The organism is Tardiphaga sp. 285_C5_N1_2, assembly GCF_052076065.1.
GTDB classification, from domain to species: Bacteria; Pseudomonadota; Alphaproteobacteria; order Rhizobiales; family Xanthobacteraceae; genus Tardiphaga; species Tardiphaga robiniae.
The window spans coordinates 281762-301688 of sequence record NZ_CP197241.1 but is presented as its reverse complement, the minus strand read 5'-3'; the positions used below and the strand labels follow the sequence as shown (position 1 = coordinate 301688).

The 19927-nt window shown below is 61.5% G+C and carries 19 protein-coding genes; 4 read left to right on the top strand and 15 right to left on the bottom strand.

Annotated elements, in window-relative coordinates:
- Positions 1 to 3 precede the first annotated feature (3 nt).
- The 3 genes from AB7951_RS01375 to AB7951_RS01365 all read right to left on the bottom strand — a co-directional run bounded on the left by AB7951_RS01375 (position 4) and on the right by AB7951_RS01365 (position 2867).
- Complete coding sequence (locus AB7951_RS01375) at positions 4 to 1035, bottom strand: transporter (protein WP_120287306.1); 1032 nt, start codon at positions 1033 to 1035, stop codon at positions 4 to 6.
- A gap of 239 nt (positions 1036 to 1274) precedes the next feature.
- Entirely contained in the window at positions 1275 to 2048 is a 774-nt protein-coding gene (locus AB7951_RS01370) for an acetoacetate decarboxylase (protein ID WP_120287307.1), read from the bottom strand.
- Between the two features lie 36 nt (positions 2049 to 2084).
- The gene (locus AB7951_RS01365) at positions 2085 to 2867 is read right to left on the bottom strand and encodes a 3-hydroxybutyrate dehydrogenase (protein ID WP_120287308.1); all 783 of its coding nucleotides are present in this window, start codon (positions 2865 to 2867) and stop codon (positions 2085 to 2087) included.
- A gap of 232 nt (positions 2868 to 3099) precedes the next feature.
- On the opposite strand from AB7951_RS01365, the gene AB7951_RS01360 reads away from it, so the two are divergent.
- Positions 3100 to 4233 (top strand): patatin-like phospholipase family protein, encoded by a 1134-nt coding sequence (locus tag AB7951_RS01360; RefSeq protein ID WP_309942578.1) that lies wholly within the window; start codon positions 3100 to 3102, stop codon positions 4231 to 4233.
- A gap of 238 nt (positions 4234 to 4471) precedes the next feature.
- Here the strand turns inward: AB7951_RS01360 and AB7951_RS01355 are convergent, their stop codons facing one another.
- The 8 genes from AB7951_RS01355 to AB7951_RS01320 all read right to left on the bottom strand — a co-directional run bounded on the left by AB7951_RS01355 (position 4472) and on the right by AB7951_RS01320 (position 13658).
- On the bottom strand, positions 4472 to 6100 hold the full coding sequence (locus tag AB7951_RS01355) for an inorganic phosphate transporter (RefSeq protein WP_089267659.1): 1629 nt from the start codon (positions 6098 to 6100) through the stop codon (positions 4472 to 4474).
- A 136-nt stretch (positions 6101 to 6236) separates the two neighbouring features.
- The gene (locus AB7951_RS01350; protein WP_120287309.1) at positions 6237 to 6914 is read right to left on the bottom strand and encodes a hypothetical protein; all 678 of its coding nucleotides are present in this window, start codon (positions 6912 to 6914) and stop codon (positions 6237 to 6239) included.
- A gap of 103 nt (positions 6915 to 7017) precedes the next feature.
- Positions 7018 to 7266: a hypothetical protein gene (locus AB7951_RS01345; protein WP_068729285.1), complete on the bottom strand. Its 249-nt coding sequence runs from the start codon at positions 7264 to 7266 to the stop codon at positions 7018 to 7020.
- Positions 7267 to 7382: 116 nt separating this feature from the next.
- Positions 7383 to 9440, bottom strand: coding sequence for an ATP-binding protein (locus AB7951_RS01340; RefSeq protein ID WP_120287310.1), 2058 nt, complete (start codon positions 9438 to 9440; stop codon positions 7383 to 7385).
- The gene (locus AB7951_RS01335; RefSeq protein ID WP_120287311.1) at positions 9437 to 10933 is read right to left on the bottom strand and encodes an ATPase domain-containing protein; all 1497 of its coding nucleotides are present in this window, start codon (positions 10931 to 10933) and stop codon (positions 9437 to 9439) included. Before AB7951_RS01335 ends, AB7951_RS01340 begins: the two co-directional genes overlap by 4 nt.
- A gap of 79 nt (positions 10934 to 11012) precedes the next feature.
- Complete coding sequence (locus AB7951_RS01330; protein WP_120287312.1) at positions 11013 to 11786, bottom strand: thioesterase family protein; 774 nt, start codon at positions 11784 to 11786, stop codon at positions 11013 to 11015.
- Between the two features lie 24 nt (positions 11787 to 11810).
- A complete protein-coding gene (locus tag AB7951_RS01325) occupies positions 11811 to 12779 on the bottom strand; it encodes an NAD(P)H-dependent flavin oxidoreductase (protein ID WP_120287313.1) in 969 nt (322 codons plus the stop codon).
- 234 nt (positions 12780 to 13013) lie between these two features.
- A complete protein-coding gene (locus tag AB7951_RS01320) occupies positions 13014 to 13658 on the bottom strand; it encodes a glutathione S-transferase (RefSeq protein ID WP_120288033.1) in 645 nt (214 codons plus the stop codon).
- A gap of 155 nt (positions 13659 to 13813) precedes the next feature.
- On the opposite strand from AB7951_RS01320, the gene AB7951_RS01315 reads away from it, so the two are divergent.
- On the top strand, positions 13814 to 14377 hold the full coding sequence (locus tag AB7951_RS01315) for a TetR/AcrR family transcriptional regulator (protein ID WP_120287314.1): 564 nt from the start codon (positions 13814 to 13816) through the stop codon (positions 14375 to 14377).
- A 2-nt stretch (positions 14378 to 14379) separates the two neighbouring features.
- Here AB7951_RS01315 and AB7951_RS01310 read toward each other — a convergent pair whose 3' ends face one another.
- From AB7951_RS01310 to AB7951_RS01295, 4 genes are all read right to left on the bottom strand, one after another.
- Positions 14380 to 14967, bottom strand: a complete 588-nt coding sequence (locus AB7951_RS01310) for a hypothetical protein (protein ID WP_120287315.1) — start codon at positions 14965 to 14967, stop codon at positions 14380 to 14382.
- A 46-nt stretch (positions 14968 to 15013) separates the two neighbouring features.
- Positions 15014 to 15595: a YqaA family protein gene (locus AB7951_RS01305; RefSeq protein WP_089267665.1), complete on the bottom strand. Its 582-nt coding sequence runs from the start codon at positions 15593 to 15595 to the stop codon at positions 15014 to 15016.
- A gap of 67 nt (positions 15596 to 15662) precedes the next feature.
- A complete protein-coding gene (hisE, locus tag AB7951_RS01300) occupies positions 15663 to 16061 on the bottom strand; it encodes a phosphoribosyl-ATP diphosphatase (RefSeq protein ID WP_068729301.1) in 399 nt (132 codons plus the stop codon).
- Positions 16062 to 16211: 150 nt separating this feature from the next.
- On the bottom strand, positions 16212 to 16643 hold the full coding sequence (locus AB7951_RS01295) for a hypothetical protein (protein ID WP_120287316.1): 432 nt from the start codon (positions 16641 to 16643) through the stop codon (positions 16212 to 16214).
- Between the two features lie 235 nt (positions 16644 to 16878).
- Between AB7951_RS01295 and AB7951_RS01290 the strand changes: the two genes are divergently transcribed.
- Together AB7951_RS01290 and AB7951_RS01285 are read left to right on the top strand one after the other, a co-directional pair.
- Positions 16879 to 17937: an ABC transporter substrate-binding protein gene (locus AB7951_RS01290; protein WP_120287317.1), complete on the top strand. Its 1059-nt coding sequence runs from the start codon at positions 16879 to 16881 to the stop codon at positions 17935 to 17937.
- A gap of 105 nt (positions 17938 to 18042) precedes the next feature.
- A complete protein-coding gene (locus AB7951_RS01285; protein ID WP_120287318.1) occupies positions 18043 to 19839 on the top strand; it encodes a glucan ABC transporter ATP-binding protein/ permease in 1797 nt (598 codons plus the stop codon).
- Positions 19840 to 19927: the final 88 nt, after the last annotated feature.

Genomic DNA, 19927 nt, shown 5'->3' with positions numbered 1-19927 from the left:
TAGCTACCTGATGATCTTGAGGCGCTTCATCACGGCATAGGCCGATGCTGACGAAATCAATATCAGTGCGCCCGCCCAGAGAAATCCGGTTTCGACATCGGTCAGCGGCAGTCCCTTGGTGTTCATACCGAAGATGCCGGTGACGAGCGTCGGCGGCAGCAGAAGCGCGGTAAGCACTGAAAGAACGCGAAGGCTTTCATTGCCGCGTTCCTCGATCTGCAGATGCAGTTCTTCCTGCAACAGCCGGCTGCGCTCGCGCATCTCGACGACGTTGTGATCCAGCCCGTCGAGGCGCTGCGCCAGCTTGCCGGCACGCAGTTGCAGAGACGGTTTCAACTCACGCTGACCTTTGGCCTCAAGCCGCTGAAACACGATGCGCAGCCCGGAGAGCTGCCGATGCAGCCGCACGCAGGTCCGGCGCAGACGGCCGAGCTTCTGCAACATGTCACGGGAGTCGCCGGAGACCACCTGCTCCTCGATCTCGTCGAGCGATATCGCCAAACTGTCGGCGACGCCGTCCATGGTGTCGGCAACATTCTCCACGATCGTCTCAAGCAGCGCGGCCATGCTGTCGACCCGCTGGCCCTGCTCAAGCGAACGGCGCGTGGCATCAACGGCACACAGCGCGTGATGCCGGCCGCTGATCAGCAAGCGCTCGGTCATCACGAAGCGCAGATAACCAGTGTCTTCGGTCGCCTCGTCGATATCGCGCAACAGGTCCGAGATCACACCATAGATACTGTCATCGGTGGCATGGAGTTGCTGATATGTGTCCTTGGACAGCAACAAGGCACGGGCCTGCTCCGGCGCATGCAATGAGATCTGCGCTAGCCATTGCAGCGCGCGCGCGTCAGTCAGGTTGAAATGCAGCCAGAGCAACCCGCCGTGGACGAGATCGATGCCGGCATCGACCGGCAACGGCTCTGGCTTGCCGTCGGAATGGATGCGGAAGGCCCAGACCAGGCCCGGAATCAGATCAGGCACGCCTGGTATGGACGTCACCTCTGCAGATGTGACCGGCACTTCAAGCTGCATCGGACACCCACCGTTTTTCACGCCACGCAAGACGCATGCGCCACCAAAAAAATAAAATATCTGCCTGCGGCTCTCCGACTGTGTCAGTCCGCCGCAGGCACTTAATGACACCCTTGTTACAGGGATATGTCAGCCGAGATGAGATGATGATCCGATTAGAAAAATCGGACCATCATCTCATCTCTTTGTTTTGAGCATGATCTTTCGGAAAACCGGTTTCCACTTTTCCGGATCATGCTCTATTCGGCGGCTTCAGCGAGTGCGGCGCTCTGCTTGTTGTAGTCATGGACGACACGGCCATAAGGCAAAGTCAGATCGGCCAGGAAATGATGCGCACCGATCACGCGGCGCACCGGAAAGTCGGCGACCGGCGCGTTGACGTGCGGGATCAGATGCAGACGGCCCGGGCCGAACCACGAACCCTTGACGGTGATATCAGTCAGGTTGATCGCCACCAGCTGACAGACTTCCGCGCTGCCATCGACGCCGGGGATCAGCTTCAGATTGATCTGGGTCTTGGACAGCGTGGCGTGCGTCGCTTCGCCATTGCCGGCCATGGCGCCGTGCTTGTAGGCCATCGTGCCCATGGCCACCTGCTGCCCGGCATATTCCAGCGTGCCGGTCAGCGTGTCCTTGACCACTTCAAGTTTCGGATGGGCGTATTTCTTCGGGAAGCCCCAGATCTCGCGCCCGGCAGCGATCGGCGGATCATCGTCCAGATACATCTGCGAGACGAAGTTGACGTCCTCGCCCTTGAAGCGTGCGGGGATCACGAGGCCGGTCTCGGTGTAGCTGCCGAAGCCTGAACTATCCGGCATCTTGATCCACTCATAATGCACGATCGGCCGCTCGATCGGTTCCAGCGGCTCGGGCAGACCCATCCTGATCAGGTCCGGATCGGTCTCATAAGTGATGACGAGGAATTCGCGATTGATGAAGCGATAGGGACCGGCGGGATAGCTCGGGCCGGCCATCGGCATCGACGGCAAACGGAGGATGTCTTCCTGGCGCATCGGAAACTCCTTGGGTGTGAAATCGCTGGTTTAAACTCAGTGCGCGGTCCACCCGCCATCGACTGGCAGCGTGATGCCGGTGATCGAACGGGCGTGGTCGGTGCAGAGGAAATTGACGACCGAGGACAGTTCTTCGACGGTCACGAAACGTTTGGTGGGCTGGGCGGCGAGCAGCACGTCCGAGATCACCTGCTGTTCAGTGATGCCGCGCGCCTTGGCCTGTTCCGGGATCTGCTTTTCGACCAGCGGTGTCATCACATAGCCCGGGCATACTGCATTCACGGTGATGCCATGTTCGGCGACTTCCAGCGCCGCCGTCTTGGTCAGCCCGGCAATCCCGTGCTTGGCTGCGACATAGGCCGACTTGAACGGCGAGGCCACCAGCGCATGGGCCGAGGCGATGTTGACGATGCGGCCCCAGGACTTCGCCTTCATGTGGGGGATGGCGAGACGTGTAGTGTGAAACGCACTCGACAGGTTGATCGCCACGATCGCATCCCACTTCTCGACCGGGAATTCCTCGAGCGGCGCGACATACTGGATGCCGGCATTATTGACCAGGATATCGACGCCGCCGAATTCCTGTTCCGCCTGCGCCATCATCGCCGCGATGTCATTGCCGTCGGCCATGTTGGCGCCGCTATACAGCACCCGGATCTGATGGCTGTCGGCGATCTCGCTGCGGATCGCCTCGATCTCATTGGCATCACCAAAGCCGTTGAGCACGATATTGACACCGCTGGCTGCAAGGCCGCGCGCGATGCCAAGGCCGATGCCGCTGGTCGAGCCGGTGATGATGGCGGACTTTCCAGACAGCATGGGCGCAACCCTTCGTAAGCAAACGTTAATATCTGCTTCTTTGCTAGCGATCCTGTTTGACGGCGGTATGAGGAATTTCCTTCAGCCGCGTGACGCGCTTCATGGGCTGACGCGCATTCATCGAATTTGCTATTTGTCACAACGCCGTCACTGCTCATCTGAATTCTGCCGCCAACTTCATGTGATCGTTGAGGAGAACACCCAGATGGATGCGCGGATACCCGATTCAGACATGACGGCCGAGACCGGCTGGCGCCCTGACCACTGCGATCGTGTAGCACTGGTGCTGCAGGGCGGCGGCGCCCTCGGCGCCTATCAGGCCGGGGTGTATCAGGCGCTCCATGAGCAAGGCATGGAGCCGGACTGGGTGTGCGGCGTATCGATCGGCGCGATCAATTCGGCGATCATCGCCGGCAATCCACCGGAAGACCGGCTGGAGAAGCTGCAGATCTTCTGGGACCGCATCACCGCCCGCAAGGTCTGGCACTATACACCGGACGGCGACGTCTATCGCAAGGCCCGCAATCTCGCGAGCTCGTTCATGACCACGACCCTCGGCCAGCCCGGCTTCTTCAAGCCGCACGAGGTCAATCCGTGGTTCAGCCCGGCCGGTGCGAAGACGGCGACAAGCTATTACGACACCTCGCCGCTGCGCGACACCCTGCTCGAACTGGTCGACTTCGATCTCATCAACTCGCGCAAGACCCATTTCGCAGTCGGCGCGGTCAACGTCATCACCGGCAACTTCCTGTATTTCGACAACAAGAAGGAAGTCATCGCGCCGGAGCACGTGATGGCATCAGGCGCACTGCCGCCAGCTTTGCCGATGGTGAAGATCGGCACCGATCATTTCTGGGACGGCGGCATCGTCTCCAACACGCCGCTGCAGCACCTGCTAGACCAGGAAGACAAGATGAACTCGCTGGTCTTCCAGGTCGACCTGTTCAGCGCCCGCGGTGTGTTGCCCCGCGATATCCAGGAGGTTCTGGCCCGGCACAAGGACATCGTCTATTCGTCCCGCACCCGCCACAACACCGACATCTACCGACGCATGAACAATCTGAAGTCGGAGCTCTACAAGGTCTTGCAGCGCATTCCCGACGACCAGCTCAGCGACGAGGAACGCGCGCGGCGTGACAGCCTGTCGGATCTGCCGGAGATCACCATCCTGCAAATGATCTATCAGCAGAAGGCCTATGAGGGCGATTCCAAGGACCACGAGTTCTCGGCCACCTCGATGCGCGAACACTGGCAGAGCGGCCTCGACGATACCCGCCGCACATTGAAGCGCCGCGACTGGCTGGCGCTGCCGGAGCAAGGCAAGGGCATCGTGGTGCACGACGTGCATCGCGAGAGCAGTTCGTAGAGGCAGCAGCGCTTCTCACAAAAGCTCAGCGCCGGCCCCTCCCCGTCATTGCGAGGAGCTCTTGCGACGAAGCAATCCAATCCTCGCTTTTTCCTTCTGGATTGCTTCGCTGCGCTCGCAATGACGGCGAAGGGTACTTACCCCACAAGAAAAAGCCCGCGCATTAACGGCGCGGGCCTCTCTTTCGACCGTGCAAAAAAGCGAGGCCGCGGCGTTTCCGCAGCGGCCTCATCCGTTCTCAAAACAACTGGCTGAACAGCACGTAGAGCGAGGCCGAGAGCATGATGGCGCAGGGCAGCGTCAGCACCCAGGCCATCAGCAGGTTGCGGATGGTGGCCATCTGCAGACCCGAACCGTTCGCCGCCATGGTGCCGGCGACGCCGGACGACAGCACGTGGGTGGTCGAGACCGGCAGACCGAACACGTCGGCCGCGCCGATGGTGGCCGCAGCCACGAGTTCGGCCGAAGCGCCCTGCGCATAGGTCAGATGCGTCTTGCCGATCTTCTCGCCGACGGTGACGACAATGCGCTTCCAGCCCACCATGGTGCCGAGGCCGAGTGCGATGGCCACGGCGATCTTCACCCAATCCGGGATGAACTTGGTCGCGGCATCGAGCGAGCCTTTATAGGCATTGAGGGTCGCGACATCTTCCTTGTTGAGGTCGTTTTCCTTGTCCTTCATCAGGAAGCGGATGGCTTCCGATGCGAGATACATGTCGTTACGGGTGTTGCCGACGGATTCCGCGGGCACCTTGTCGAGCGTGCCGTAGCTGCGAACCTGATCGCCGACCTGCTGCACGAGAACGGCGAGCGACGGATAGGTGCCTTCGCTGATCTTGCGCTGCGAGACATAGGTAGTCACCGCCGGACGGGGATCGCCGATGATGCTATGGCCGGCACCCTTGGCTGCGATCACCTTTGCGGCCGCGATGGAGTTGACCTGGAACTGGGCAACACGGGATTCCGGCAATGCGCGGTTGAGCGCATAGGCGGTCGGCACGGTGCCGATCAGCACCAGCATGATCAGGCCCATGCCCTTCTGACCGTCATTCGAACCATGCGCGAAGGACACGCCGGTGCAGGTCGCGATCAGGATGCCGCGGATCCACAACGGCGGTGCCTTGTTGCCGTCCGGTGCTGCGTACAAAGCAGGGTTACGCACGAGGAATTTCAGCACCAGCAGCAGGATGGCGGCGCAGGCGAAGCCGAACAGCGGCGACAGCAGCAGCGCATAGCCGATTTCGGTGGCCTTGCCCCAATCCACACCCGAGGTGCCATCACGGCCGCGCATCAGCGCATTGGCGATACCGACGCCGATGATCGAACCGATCAGGGTGTGCGAGCTGGAGGCTGGCAGGCCGAGATACCAGGTGCCGAGATTCCAGATGATCGCGGCGATCAGCAGCGCGAACACCATGGCAAAGCCAGCGCCGCTGGAGACCTGCAGGATCAATTCCACCGGCAGCAGCGAAACGATGCCGAAAGCCACCGCGCCCGTGGAGAACAACACGCCGAGGAAGTTGAAGAAGCCCGACCACATCACGGCGAATTCCGCCGGCAGCGAGTGGGTGTAGATGACCGTGGCCACCGCATTGGCGGTGTCATGGAAGCCGTTGACGAATTCGAAGCCGAGCGCGATCAGCAGCGCCACGAACAGCAGGAGGTAAGGCAGGTAGCTGGTAACGCGGGTGCCGGTGGCATTGACGTCCACATAGATGCTGTAGGCGACGAACAGGAGGCCAGCCGCCAGGATCCCGAAAAACAGGATCATCGTCAGCGGGTTGAAGCCCTTGTCGAGATTGGGCCGCGAGGCCGGCTCAACAGCCGCGCCTCCGGAAATGGATTGATTGGCAGTGAAATCGGTCATGAAACGCCCCCGTTACAGGTTAAGAGGCGTTAATCTCTGCACCACGGATGCGAAGCCCGGATGACAGGCGCGACAATTTGTCTGTTACGGGTTGTGACAGTCCGGCGTCACCGATGCGGCCGGTATATGACAGGGGTCAGATCGCCGACGCGACCTTTTCGAGTCCGATCATGCGCGCCAGTGCACGGACTTCGCGCTTCTGATCCTCACGCAACTGGAACAACAACGGCATCGCAGCGGACTTGAGCTGCTGCACCTCGTCGCTATCGGGATCGATCGGCGGCGCGCCGGCTGACGGACTGGCCTGTTTGGTCTCGTGGATCCTGCGCGCCACGTTGCGCAGCGCCGCTTCGACGCCGGGCCAGTACGATTCCTGCGACGCCGTCAGATTGAGCCGGGTCTTGATCGCCGAAATCTGCGCATCGCTGAGCAGCGTATAGGTCTTCTGCACCGGCTTGGCAGCAGCCTTTGGCTTGGCGGTCGGCTGCGGCACGACGATCGGCGCAAGCACCGTCGAACCGGGCACTTCGATCGGACTGTCGGATGCAAAGGCCTGGCGCAACGGACTGCCGTCGACGCTCGGGACCTGCTGCGGATCGAGCGACGCCATCGTGGCGCCGGCCAATGGCAACTTGTCTTTCTTGCCTTGCGTATTGGAAACCGGTCCGCGCGACACCGCGACCGAATTTTGCGCGGCACTGTCGTCATATGACAGCGACAGCGATGGGATGCTATCGCGACCGAGGATGCTCGCAACAGCCACGCCGGTCAGCAACAGGCAGCCCAGCACAAGAAGGGTCAGCGCACGCGTCAAGCCAGTCTCCGAAATTCAGGACCACCAGAGGTACCTGTCCTCACAAATGGAGATTAATTATGGCCTAACCATACCAGAACGGTGCGATAATACTCACAGAGGTTCAGGCGGCGTTGGCGAGAACATAGGCTTCCTGGATATCGCTCACGATATCGGAGGCTTCCCACAGCGCATCCGGGGCGACCGATTGCATGCTGATGGTCCAGTTCGCGCCCTTTCCGGCGCGGGGCGTGCTGACGATGTCGAACTGCACCTCGCGGCACAGCGGATGACGGCCGAAAGCTGCGGCCACGCGTGCCTTGATCTCCTCGATCGTGGCCGGCGTCTTCGCGAAATAGGCTTCGATATCCATGATGGCCCCTGAATCGGTTGATTCCCGATCGGGGCATTGTTGGTTCCACAGGATTTAATGAATGGTTAATTTTGCTGCACCGCTGGCAGATTGATACCACCCCGGCCGGAGTGGGCTCAGCCCAGCAGTTGATCGAGCCGATCCCGGAGCTGATCCTGATGATAAGGCTTGGCAAGCCGCGGCAGATCGAGCTGAGCGCCTTCGGGCAAATCCGCATAGCCGGTAGCGAGCAGGACCGGCAGCGACGGCCGCATTTCGCGGGAATAGGCCGCAAGCTCGATGCCCGTCATGCCGGGCATCATGTGATCGGTCATCATCAGATCGAGCGGCTCGTCGCTTTTCAGAATCTCCAGCGCATGCCGCCCTGAATTCGCGGGGATCACGCGATGGCCGAGATCCTCCAGCATCTCCGTCGTCGACATCGCGATGAGGGGATCGTCATCGACAAACAGGATCACGGCAGAGCGCGCGGCATGGCGCATGACATTGGCCGTATCAGCCGCCTCCGGCTTCCTGTCGGTAACCGGCAGCACGAGGGTCGCCGTCGTTCCCTTGCCGACGACGCTCGATAGATCGAGCGTGCCGCCGAGCTGTACGGCCAGACCGTGCACCATGGACAGACCGAGACCAGTCCCCTTGCCGACCGGCTTGGTCGAGAAGAACGGCTCGATCGCCTTCTTCAACGTCTCCGGCGACATGCCGGCGCCATTGTCGATGATCGACACCTTGAGATAGTCGCCGGGCTTCAGAATCGGGTCGCCCTTGCCGACCCTATGCTTCTTCACCTTGATATCGATGGAGCCGCCGTCCTGCATGGCGTCGCGCGCATTGATCGCGAGATTGAGGATGGCGAGTTCGAGCTGATTGGGATCGATCTGCGCCCGTGGCAGATCGTCGGGAATATCGAGACGCAGCGCCACGCGCGGCCCGAGCGAGCGCTCAAGCAGATCACTCATGCCGCGGACCAACGCACCGAGATCGACGGCCACCGCTTTCAGATCCTGCTGCCGCGCGAAGGCCAGCAGCCGCTGCGTCAGCGAGGCGCCGCGCTCGGCGCCCTGCATGGCGCCATCGACCAGTCGTTTCAGGCGCGGATCATCCGGCATCCGCTTGCGCAGCAGATCGAGATTACCCATCACCGCCATCAGCAGATTGTTGAAGTCATGCGCGACGCCGCCGGTGAGCTGGCCGATGGTCTCCATCTTCTGCGCCTGGCGCAGTTGGTCCTGCGCCTTCTCGCGCGCCGCAACTTCCTTCATCAGGTCGTTGCTGCGTTCCTCGACACGCTGTTCGAGTGTCGCCGTGAGTTCGGCAAGCGCGGACCGCTCCGCCGTCAACTGCTCCAGCAAGTTGTCGCGATCGATATCGGCAGACTTTCGCGCCGTGATATCGACGGAGACGCCGACCAGCGTTTTCGGCTTGCCGTCAGGCCCACGGACCATGCGCGCGCGCGTCTCGACCCAATGCACCGAGCCGTCCGGCCAGATATTGCGGTATTCGACATTGTAATCCGCGCCGGCCATCAGCGTCGCATCGAGCGCCTGCTGGCGTTGCTCGCGATCATCGGGATGAACCGCGGCCTGCAACTCGCTGAACGTGAATGACTGATCCGGCCGGCGGCCGAAGCATGCCTTGGTCGTATCCGAGACCTCAAGCCGAAGTTCGGGCAGATGCAGTTCGAGCGTGCCGAGCCGTCCCGCATCGAGCGCCGTCTGCAGCAGCCCCTGACTGTCGCCGAGATCTTCGAGAATGGCACGCGTCTGATATTGACGCCGGCGCGCGCGGACGGCCGAACCGACGATCGAAATCAGGGTTGTCGGGTGAAACGGGCGCTCGATGAACGTCACATTGCCGAGCAACTGTCCGAGTCGCGCGGCATCCGGATTGCGTTCGGGACCCCCACCCTGCCGCGTCAGCAGGACGATCGGGAAATCGGACCACGACGGTTGATCATGCAGCCAGCTGCCGAGGCCGCGCAGATCGACGGTCTTGATCGCCTCGTCAGCAATGACAGCCACGCCGGCGCCGCCCTTGATCTCGTCGAGCAGCGTCGGAAAATCCGCGCAGGGCTGCGCGTAAAAACCGGCCTCGCGGATCAAGGCCGCAGCCACTGCAGAATCGCGCCCTGTGGGAGCAAGGATGACAGCGCGCTCGGAGGAACGCCCCGGTTTCACGCCGAGGATCCCTCAAGCAGAGAACTTTGACCGTTGTAGATGGGCACGCCGCGCAACACGCCCTGGAATTCGCTCAGCGGCGCGCCAATCGTGAGGCCTCGCCCGTCGATCCGGTACTCGCGAATGGTCGACTCATGCGCACCGGTTCGCTTCTTGATCACGGACATAGCACGGCGAACGCTGCCGCTTGCTTCGAAGTAACGGAGCAGGATCACGGTATCGGCGAGATAGGTGACGTCCACCGGCGCCTTCATATCGCCAACGAGGCCGTGCTGCGCCACCGTCATGAAGGTCGCTGCGCCCCTGCGGTTGAGATATTGCAGCAGCTCATGCATGTGCAGGATCAGCGAGTTCTCTTCCGGCATCGAGGCCTGATAGCCATTGAGACTGTCGATCACGACGGTCTTGATGTTGTGCTCGTCGATCTGACGACGGACGCGATGCGCAAATTCACCCGGCGACAATTCAGCGGCATCGACCTGTTCGACAAACAGATGCCCACTTTCCTGCATGGCAGGCAGATCGATTCCGATCCCCTTCATGCGATCGAACAGCAGTCCGAGCTCCTCGTCGAAGATAAACATTGCGGCCTTCTCGCCGCGCTTCACCGCTGCGACCACATTGACGATCGCAGTGAGTGATTTGCCGGTGCCCGCGGGCCCGAGAATCAATGTGCTGGAGCCGGTCTCGATCCCGCCACCGAGCAGTTGATCGAGTTGCGCAATGCCGCTCGACTTGGTCTTGCGATCCATGCTGTTGCGGAATTCGGATGCGACCAGCCGAGGAAAAACGTTAAGGCCGCCCGTGGTGATGGTGGCATCGTGGTAGCCGCCGCGAAATTTGACGCCGCGATACTTGATCACCCGCGCACGCCGACGCTCTGCGCCGTAGGAGGGCGCCAGCTCTTCGAGCCGCAGCACGCCATGCGCGACGCTGTGCACTGTCTTGTCGGCTACTTCCGCCGTGAGGTCGTCGAGCAGCATCACCGTCGTGCCGAATTTTGCGAAGTAATGCTTGATAGCCAGTATCTGGCGGCGATAACGCAACGAGCTCTGCGCTAGCAGCCGGATTTCCGACAGGCTGTCCAAGACGACCCTGCTCGGCTGGGTGCGTTCCACCGCCTCGAATATCTGCTTGGTGGTTTCACCGAGTTCGAGGTCGGACGAATAGAGCAGACTCTGTTGCTGATCCTCGTCAAGCAGGCTTTCCGGCGGCAGGAGTTCGAAAACTTCAATGCTCTTGTCGAGGATCCAGCCATGGGACGCTGCGCCATCGCGCAACTCACTATCCGTCTCGGATAGCGTGATGTAGAGACCCTTCTCTCCGATCCGCGCGCCCTCCAGCAAGAACTGCAACGCGACCGTGGTCTTGCCTGTCCCCGGCGCGCCTTCGACAAGAAAAATGTGACCTCGGGAGAATCCGCCGGAGAGGATATTATCCAATCCCCAGATGCCGGTCCTGGCTTTGTCGTCCTGCACGTGCGTCGAACTCATACTGCCCCCTGACGCGCGATAACCGGGGCAATATCAATCGGTTCCCTGTCCAGGACAAAAATTCTAAAAAGCGCGGTCGTCAACGTTTCTCAATGACCAGGCTCTGCACTGCCCGGCCGAAATAACCATCGATATCGGCGAGCTTCGATGCAGCAAGACCGGCGCCATCCGGCCCGATCCAGCTCTCCCCGTCCAGCAGGATCCAGTCGCCCACCGGCGGACGCGACAGGCTCACGGTGAGGTCGGCATTCAGGAAGGTCCAGTCGTCGAAACTCAGCACCGGCGACGAGCCGTTGCTGAAGTCGGCCGCGATCACCGCACGCATCACCTGCGAGAGGCCGGTGCCTTCGACGATCGGCCGGTTGGCCCGGTACCAGATCGCGCCCGGCCCCAGCGACAGGAAGCCGCCGCGCACGGCGCGAATGGTCATGCCGGTGACGAAGGGACTGCTGGCGTAACGCGGCTCCAGCAATCCGCCCTGATCCGGCGGCGGCACCGTGACCGGCGGATTAGTGACCTCTGGCGGCAGCGGCTGTGCCTCCGTCCTGATCTTCAGCACCGTCGCACGCACCACGACGGTGCCGTTCGCCATGAGACGAATGCCACACAGCTGAATCTTGCGACCCTCGCGCAGTACTTCCGTCTCGAAAGTGAGCGGCGCCACCGGCACCGGCCGCAACAAGTCGATGGTGACACGCGTCACATGCATTGGACTTGCGGTCGGCATCTGTTCGGCCAACCACGTCACCAGCGCCGATGGCGCCGAGCCGTGCTGCATCGTCTCATTCCACGGACCCGCAGCATGCGGGCTGGTGACGACATGATTGCCGTCGACGCGATAGATGGCGTCCATCAGATCGGCCTTCTCAATGCAGGATCAGAGCGGCGGATCGATCGCTTCGTCATATTCCTTCTTGAAGCGCGCAACGAGCTCGGCCACCGGCACGACCTTCGACACGCTGCCGATGCCCTGGCCGCTGCCCCAGATTTCCTTCCAGGCCTTTGGCTTGGCACGCTCGCCACTGGCGTCGGTGCCAAAATTCATCTTGGTCGGATCGGACTCCGGCAGATTGTCCGGATCCATGCCGGCGGCGACGATGGACGGCTTCAGGTAGTTGCCATGAACGCCGGTGAAGAGATTCGAATAGACGATGTCTTCCGAGCCGGAGGCCGCGATCATATCCTTGTAGCCCGGCACCGCATTGGCTTCGGTGGTGGCGATGAAGGCCGAACCGATATAGGCGAAGTCGGCACCGAGGATACGCGCGGCGCGAACGGCGCGACCGTTGGCGATGGCACCCGACAGTGCGATCGGACCGTCGAACCACTGCCGGGTCTCGGCGACGAACGCGAGCGGCGAAATCTCGCCAGCATGACCGCCGGCGCCTGCCGCAACGAGGATCAGGCCGTCAGCACCCTTCTCGATCGCCTTGTGCGCGAAACGCTGATTGATGACGTCATGAAACACGATGCCACCCCAGGCATGGGCCGCCTGATTGAGTTCTTCACGCGCGCCAAGCGAGGTGATCATCATCGGCACCTTATGCTTTTCGCAAAGCGCCATGTCCTGCTCGAGCCGGTTGTTGGACTTGTGCACGATCTGGTTGACCGCGAAGGGTGCGGAGAGCCGATCCGGATGCGCCTTGTCATGCGCGGCGAGTTCTTCCTTGATCCGGTGCAGCCATTCGTCGAGCAGCGCCGCCGGACGCGCATTCAGCGCGGGAAACGCGCCGACGATACCCGCCTTGCACTGCGCGATGACGAGATCCGGCACCGAAATGATGAACAGCGGCGAACCGATCACGGGCAGCGACAGGCGGTTCTTGAACAAAGCCGGCATCGACATGGGAAATTCCTCGACTTCTTTTCTTGATTTGTGCGCGATCCTGCGCGCCTGCCCCCGGTCGATCCGGGTGCGGGCGGACGATGCCAGAAGCGTGGGGCGGATGGCAATTGCGCTGCGGGAGAAAAAAGCCGGACCCGAGCGGCGTTCGTCCGGTACGCGGAATAATGGGGCACCACATTATCCAGGTGATGCCCCATTATCAGGATGACTGATCGATTCTCGGCAAGCGCCCCATCAAGCCGGATCTGACATCGTCACACGGTTCTTGACGCTGGGACGCTCGTTCATTCTTGCGTACCAGGCGTGGAGAGCCTCGTACTCCGCAGGCACCTCGAGCTTCACGAGACCGGCGAAGATCAAACCGCCAATTACCGTGATATCGGCCATCGAGAAAAACTCGCCGGCAATGAACGGCTGCTTTTTCAGCACCCCGTCAAAGTACGCCATGCCCCTGAGCGCCTTGTCGCGCTGGCGAAATCCCCACTCGGCATTCTGATAAATCTCGACATGGGGTCCGAGCCCCGGTGTCGCGTGATGGAAATAGACACTAATGGCGTCGAGCAACTCCAACTCGGCACGCTTGCTCATCATGTGAATCAAGCCCGTCTCGCGCGGCGTGCCGCCGGTGAGTGTGGGGGAGCCCTCAAGTCCGTCGAGATACTCGGTAATGGCGGTGCATTCAGCAATGAAAGTGCCGTCGTCGAGTTCGAGCACCGGCAACGTGCCTGAATAGTTCTTGGCGAGGAATTCGGGCTTCTTGTGCTCGCCTTTGGTGAGATCGACCGACACAAAATTGATACGCGATCGGAGGTTCTTCTCGGCCACCGCGATCCGGACGCGCGCCGGGTAAGGCCCTGTGCTCCAATCGTGAATCGTCATCATCGGCAGCTTTGTTGCGTCACCATTAGTGATCTGAGTGCTCATCATTTCTCCTACCTATCAGTTGGTAGACTGAATTTACGGCTTTGATTTACCGGCGTCAACGCCTATCTATCACTTGGTAGGCTACAGACACGGGGTTGTGAGACCGGGACATGAGTTCGAATTCCAGAGAAGCCATCCTGGCGGCCGCGAAACTGACCGCGCAGGCCCACGGCTATAGCGGCCTGAATTTCCGTGATCTTGCGGCAGAGGTGGGCATCAAGGCCGCGAGCATCTACCACCACTTCCCGAGCAAGGCCGATCTCGGCGCCGCGGTTGCCAGGCGCTATTGGGAGGACTCGGCCGCCTATCTGGAGGCACTGCTGGCTGAGTCCAAGGATCCGGCCGCCTGCCTCCGCCAATATCCCGGCACGTTCCGCAAGGCGCTGGAGAGCGGCAACCGCATGTGCCTGTGCAGCTTCATGGCCGCCGAATATGACGACCTGCCGGAGCCGGTGAAGAAAGAGATCCGGACCTTCACCGATATCAATGTGGCATGGCTGAGCAAGGTTCTCGTCGCTGTAACCGCGCTGAGCCCTGAGAAGAGCGAACCTCGTGCGCGCGCCATCTTCGCTGCCATCACCGGCGCTCAGCTGATGGCAAGAAGCCGCGCGGATGTCTCACTCTATGACGCGCTCATCGAGAGCTATCGCGCAGCGGGTCTGTTGCCCGCATAGACCTACTGGCAGAGCGCCTGGGTGACGTAATTTTCCGTCTTGCAATCGCCCGGCTCCGGCGCACGGCCGGGGATCATGGCCCTGGGCGAGCAGCTTTGCGCGGCGTCGGTGTCGAGGCTCTTGCCGTCCTTGAAGCCCTTGCTCTGACACAGTTTGTCTGAGGCCGCCTTGCAGTCCGGTGCGCCATTGGCAGCGACCGGACAGACTACCCTTCCCTTCACCACCGTGTTTAGCTTGGTCAGGCTGTCGGTGCCGAGCGACGGCATCGCGGGCAGTGACGGTAGCAGCGAGGTGGAATTCTTGAACAGCTTGCCAATCTCGTTGAACAGGCCGGGATTCTCGGGGGCCGGCGGTGGTGACGGCGGTGGCGCCTGTTCAGCCATAGGAGCCGGCGCGAAAGCCGCGGCAGGCGGGGGGGCGGCCGAGGGAGCCGGGACAACCTGAATCGTGATCGACTTCTGCGGCGCCGGTTGCTGCTGCATCGCCTGCGACCAGGCGCACATCGTAGCTGCGCCCACGGCCAGCGCCGCGATCGCAGCGACGACGCAGTTGCGGGTTACCGGAGCCAACAGACAGGTCAAATCGAACATGATGCGAAATGTATCCCGGCACCTGCGCCGGGGGAAGCATCCTGATCTAGAACAGCCGGAATGCGATGATGAAGCCGAGCACCAAAACGCCGACGCCCAGCGCAACCCACAGACCCAGACGCTTCTCGATGGTCTCGCGAATCCACACGCCGTACCGGTTGAGCAGGATGGCGACGACATAGAAGCGCACGCCACGGGCAACCACCGACAGCGCGATGAACATCCAGATATTATAGTTGGCGAAGCCTGACGTGATGGTGACAAGCTTGTAGGGGATCGGCGTCAACCCCTTCAGCAGGATGATCCATGCGCCATATTCGGCATAGCCGGCGCGGAATGCCTCGACCTTGTCGCCATAGCCATAGAAATGAATGACCCATTGGCCGACGGAGTCATACAGCACCGCGCCGATGAGATATCCCACCACGCCGCCAAGCACTGAGGTAATGGTGCAGATGCCCGCATAGAGCCAAGCCTTCTGTGGCCGGGCCAGCGCCATCGGAATCAGCATCACATCCGGCGGCACCGGAAAGAACGAACTTTCCGCGAAGGACACGATGCCCAAAATCCAGAGGGCATAGGGCTTGTGGGCGGCGTCGATACACCAGTCATACATTCGTCTGAGCATGGTTCGCGATGAACCATCCTGACGCCGATTTGTCTATGGCTGGGCTGACACGCGCGAGATGAAAAGCTTAACTCAACTTGCGAAGGCGACGACCTTCGAGCGCGACAATTGGCCGCCGCGCAGCGCTTTGCTCGATGGATTTGGGCCGTTTCGGCGGTTTCGGGAGCTTTTCGGCGATACCGAGCATGTCTTCACGCCGGCTCATCTCGGCCCAGACCTGCTCAGGACGCACGCCCGCGGCCGCCCACAATACAGTCAAATTGTAGAGAAGATCGGCGCTTTCACGGATCACGGCGTCCGGTTTGCGATTGACCGCATCGATGACGACCTCGATGGCTTCTTCGGCGAGCTTCTTCGCCATCTTTTCCGGTCCCTGCTGATAAAGCCGGGCCGTTCGCGAGACCGACGGATCGAGATCCTTGGCCGCGATCACCGCCTGATAAAGCCGGTCGAGCGAATCACTCATGCAACTACACTATCTCAAAGCCGTAGCCAGCGCGTTAACGGCTGGCATTCAAGTGTCTGCAACAACGTCAAAACGCCGGCCGCAAGCGCGACCGGCGTTTGATAGTTAAGTGACAGTTGCATGACGGAATAAGTTGTGACCGATCGCGAACTACCAGGTCATACGACGCGAGTTGTCATAACCATGTCCGCCGCCGTAGCCGCGATACGGTACGCCACCGTAATAGGCAGGACCGCCATCATAATAGGCTGGGCCACCGCCGTAGTAGCCGTAGCCCGGGCCATTATCGTAGTAATAGTCACGACGGCTCTGCGTTGCAGCGATTGCGCCAATGGTACCGACGATGGCGCCAAAGGCCGCAAGGCCGGCAGCATTGCCGCCACCGCGATAGTGACGACGGCGCGCGCTGCTGAAATCGGTCGCATCGCTGGTGCCGTGAGTTGCAACAGCCTGGCTCGTGCTCTTGGCGACAGGCGCCGCAAATGCTCCGGTCGGCGCAATTGCCGAGATCGTCATGGCCGCGACGGTCGCCACGATGGCGGCGCGGCCAGTCTTATTAAACAATCCATTTCGTACGAACATCTCAATGTCCTCCGTGGTCGTCTGGCCCTGTGGGCCTCTGTATAGCCAACCACTTCGGCCACTATGAGTTCCCCAACCCCAACGGCAGCTGAACGATCGGTGTCCAAATCGGGGCAGTCATCTCCCGTTCAGCCTTTTACGGTTAGAAACGACGCGCAAGATGTCGCACCATACCGCCATCAATCAGACATGCCCGGCGGGGTAACTGCCGGTCCGTCAGTCGTTAAGTATCTTGATGCCCAGAAACGCGACCAACATTTCCCGGCGGCATGTCCTCCTCTCGCTGAGTGCGCTGGGCTCCGTCGCTTTTTGCGCATCATCGGGACACTCCGCTGCTGACGACAAAGCACCGACCAATATCCAGTTTGCGCTCGATCGCGCAGTCGATGCGATTGCCGCACCTTTCGTGCTCGCCGATGCCCGCGGCCTGTACCGGGCCGAGAACTTGAATGTAACCACCACCGTCGCCGCAGGATCGAAGGAGGCCATCGCGCGGATCGCTTCCGGCGCCTGCGACATGGCGCTGGCCGATCTCAATGCGTTGATCCGCTATCGCGGCGATTCCGATGCCGCGACAGTGAAGGCCGTCTTCGTGCTGCTCAACGTAGCACCCTACGCCATCGTCGCCCGCAAGAGCCGCGGCGTGATCTCGCTCGGTAGCCTTGAAGGAAAAGTGCTTGGGGTCGCTGATCGCGATCTCGCGATCCGGCTATGGCCGGCACTGGCCAAGCGAAACAACATCAAGCTTGCAGCCGTGAAGCTGGAGAGGATCAGCGCCGCGGTGCGCGAACCGATGCTCTCGGCCGGTCAGGTCGATGCGGTCACCGGCTTCTCCTATCTCTCGGCGGTCAACCTGCGCGACCGCGGCGTCCCCGCCGATGACCTGGCGGTGTTTCGTTTCGCCGAGTTCGGGTCTGCCGCCTATGGCCTCGCGCTGATCGTTAATCCGAAATTCGCTGCCGCCAGACCCGAGGCCGTGAAAGCATTCATTCGCGCCGTCACCGCCGGGACGCAGTTGGCGATCCAGGACCCGGCCAAGGCGATCACCGACGTCATTACCCAGATGGAGAATGGTTCGCGCGAGCTCGAACTGACGCGGCTCCACATTGCCATTACCGACAATATCCTGACCGACGACGTCCGCCGCGACGGGCTGGGCGGCATCGACGCCGCACGCTTTGAGGCGTCGCTCAACGAGATCGCCGAAGATTTTACCTTCAAGAAGCGCCCCTCAGCCGCGGACATCTTCGATGACAGCTTCCTGCCGGGCTCGGTCGGCCGCAAGATGAACTGAAGAAGTTCAACTGAACAACTTTTCCCGAAGCTGTATTCGGCTGCCATCCCCGCCTAGACTATGCGCAATCGGTTATCCCGTTCGCGCTGCGCTGAGTGACCTCCCATGATCCGTCTTTACACCCGTGTGCTGGAGCTACTCGGCAAGGAGAGGCGCCTCGGCTGGATCCTTGCGGGCGCCAACCTGCTGCTGGCCGGCGCGCAATTCGCCGAACCCGTGCTGTTCGGCCGGATCATCGACGTGCTCTCCGGCAATCTCTCGACGGCCGCAATGCAGACGGACAGCGCGTCGCCCTGGCCGCTATTGGCGGCCTGGGTTGCGTTCGGCCTGTTCACCATCGTCTGCGGCGCGGTGGTGGCGCTTCATGCGGATCGCCTCGCGCATCGCCAGCGCCAGGCGGTGCTGACCGATTATTTCGAACACATCATGCAATTGCCGCTGACCTTCCACACCGGTACGCATTCAGGGCGCCTGATGAAAGTGATGCTGGCCGGCACCGATGCCCTGTGGCGCGTCTGGCTCGGCTTCTTCCGCGAGCACTTCGCCTCCATCGTCTCGCTGTTCGTGCTGCTGCCGCTGTCGATCTATCTGAACTGGCGACTGGCCATCCTGCTCGTGATCCTGTGCGTCGTATTCACGGTGCTGACCACGATGGTCGTGCGCAAGACATCGGGCATGCAAAGCGACGTCGAGGAGCATTACGGCGACCTTTCCGCGCGTGCTTCCGATGCGCTGGGCAATGTCGCGCTGGTGCAGAGCTTCACGCGCATCGATGCCGAGGTGCAGGGCCTGCGCGGCGTCTCCAGCCAGTTGCTCGAAAAGCAGATGCCGGTGCTGTCGTGGTGGGCATTGGTCTCGGTGATGACGCGCGCCTCCACCACCATCACCGTGCTGGCGATCTTCACCGTCGGCATCGCGCTGCATCAGCAGGGTCTCACCACCGTCGGCGAGATCGTGATGTTCGTCTCCTTTGCGACGATGCTGATCCAGAAGCTCGAACAGGTGGTCTCCTTCATCAACACCATCTTCATGGAAGCGCCGCGGCTGCGCGATTTCATGAATGTGCTCGATGCCGTGCCTGCCGTGCGCGACCGCATCGACGCCATGGATCCCGGCCGGCTGCAGGGCATGGTCGAATTCAACGACGTGTCGTTCTCCTATGACGGCAAGCGGCCGGCCATCGCGGATCTGTCCTTCACGGCGCTGCCCGGCGAGACCATCGCGCTCGTCGGCGCCACCGGCGCGGGCAAATCCACCGCCATCGCACTGCTGCACCGGGCCTTCGACCCGCAATCCGGCATCATCTCGATCGACGGTATGGATGTCCGTGCACTCACCCTGTCGGGCCTGCGCCGGAACATCGGCGTCGTGTTCCAGGAGGCGCTGCTGTTCAATCGCTCCATCGCCGACAACCTGCGCGTCGGCAAGCCGGATGCGACGGACGAAGAGTTGCGCATTGCCGCTGCCCGCGCCCAGGCGCTCGATTTCATCGAACGCAGCGATAACGGTTTCAACACCAATGCCGGCGAACGTGGTCGCATGCTGTCCGGCGGCGAGCGGCAGCGGCTGTCGATCGCGCGAGCTCTGCTGAAGGATCCGCCGATCCTGATCCTCGACGAGGCCACCAGCGCGCTCGATGCCGTGACCGAGGCCAAGCTCAACGTCGCTCTCGATGAAGTGATGAAGGGCCGCACCACCTTCGTGATTGCGCACAGGCTGTCCACCATCCGCAACGCCACGCGCATCCTCGTATTTGAGAACGGCCGCGTGATCGAAGCGGGAACTTTCGATGAACTCGTGATGCAGGGCGGCTATTTCGCCAGTCTGGCCGCCGCCCAGTTCATGGTTCAGGAGGACGCACGCGCCAGCATGGCCCTGCCCGATGTTGCCGAACCCCTTTGATGTCTTTGGAGAACCGGTCGAAATTTGGCCCCTTTCATCACCGATTTAACCGGCTCGCCACTGTTCTGATGCTCTCGGCCGGTATAGG

Coding starts and splice junctions, on each gene's coding strand:
- AB7951_RS01285 (WP_120287318.1), top strand. CDS start 18,043: ATGATCCGTCTTTACACCCGTGTGCTGGAGCTACTCGGCAAGGAGAGG.
- AB7951_RS01335 (WP_120287311.1), bottom strand. CDS start 10,933: ATGAGTTCGACGCACGTGCAGGACGACAAAGCCAGGACCGGCATCTGG.
- AB7951_RS01365 (WP_120287308.1), bottom strand. CDS start 2,867: ATGCTGTCTGGAAAGTCCGCCATCATCACCGGCTCGACCAGCGGCATC.
- AB7951_RS01375 (WP_120287306.1), bottom strand. CDS start 1,035: ATGCAGCTTGAAGTGCCGGTCACATCTGCAGAGGTGACGTCCATACCA.
- hisE (WP_068729301.1), bottom strand. CDS start 16,061: ATGAGTGATTCGCTCGACCGGCTTTATCAGGCGGTGATCGCGGCCAAG.
- AB7951_RS01355 (WP_089267659.1), bottom strand. CDS start 6,100: ATGACCGATTTCACTGCCAATCAATCCATTTCCGGAGGCGCGGCTGTT.
- AB7951_RS01325 (WP_120287313.1), bottom strand. CDS start 12,779: ATGTCGATGCCGGCTTTGTTCAAGAACCGCCTGTCGCTGCCCGTGATC.
- AB7951_RS01315 (WP_120287314.1), top strand. CDS start 13,814: ATGAGTTCGAATTCCAGAGAAGCCATCCTGGCGGCCGCGAAACTGACC.
- AB7951_RS01345 (WP_068729285.1), bottom strand. CDS start 7,266: ATGGATATCGAAGCCTATTTCGCGAAGACGCCGGCCACGATCGAGGAG.
- AB7951_RS01360 (WP_309942578.1), top strand. CDS start 3,100: ATGACGGCCGAGACCGGCTGGCGCCCTGACCACTGCGATCGTGTAGCA.
- AB7951_RS01370 (WP_120287307.1), bottom strand. CDS start 2,048: ATGCGCCAGGAAGACATCCTCCGTTTGCCGTCGATGCCGATGGCCGGC.
- AB7951_RS01320 (WP_120288033.1), bottom strand. CDS start 13,658: ATGACGATTCACGATTGGAGCACAGGGCCTTACCCGGCGCGCGTCCGG.
- AB7951_RS01305 (WP_089267665.1), bottom strand. CDS start 15,595: ATGCTCAGACGAATGTATGACTGGTGTATCGACGCCGCCCACAAGCCC.
- AB7951_RS01330 (WP_120287312.1), bottom strand. CDS start 11,786: ATGGACGCCATCTATCGCGTCGACGGCAATCATGTCGTCACCAGCCCG.
- AB7951_RS01310 (WP_120287315.1), bottom strand. CDS start 14,967: ATGTTCGATTTGACCTGTCTGTTGGCTCCGGTAACCCGCAACTGCGTC.
- AB7951_RS01290 (WP_120287317.1), top strand. CDS start 16,879: ATGCCCAGAAACGCGACCAACATTTCCCGGCGGCATGTCCTCCTCTCG.
- AB7951_RS01295 (WP_120287316.1), bottom strand. CDS start 16,643: ATGTTCGTACGAAATGGATTGTTTAATAAGACTGGCCGCGCCGCCATC.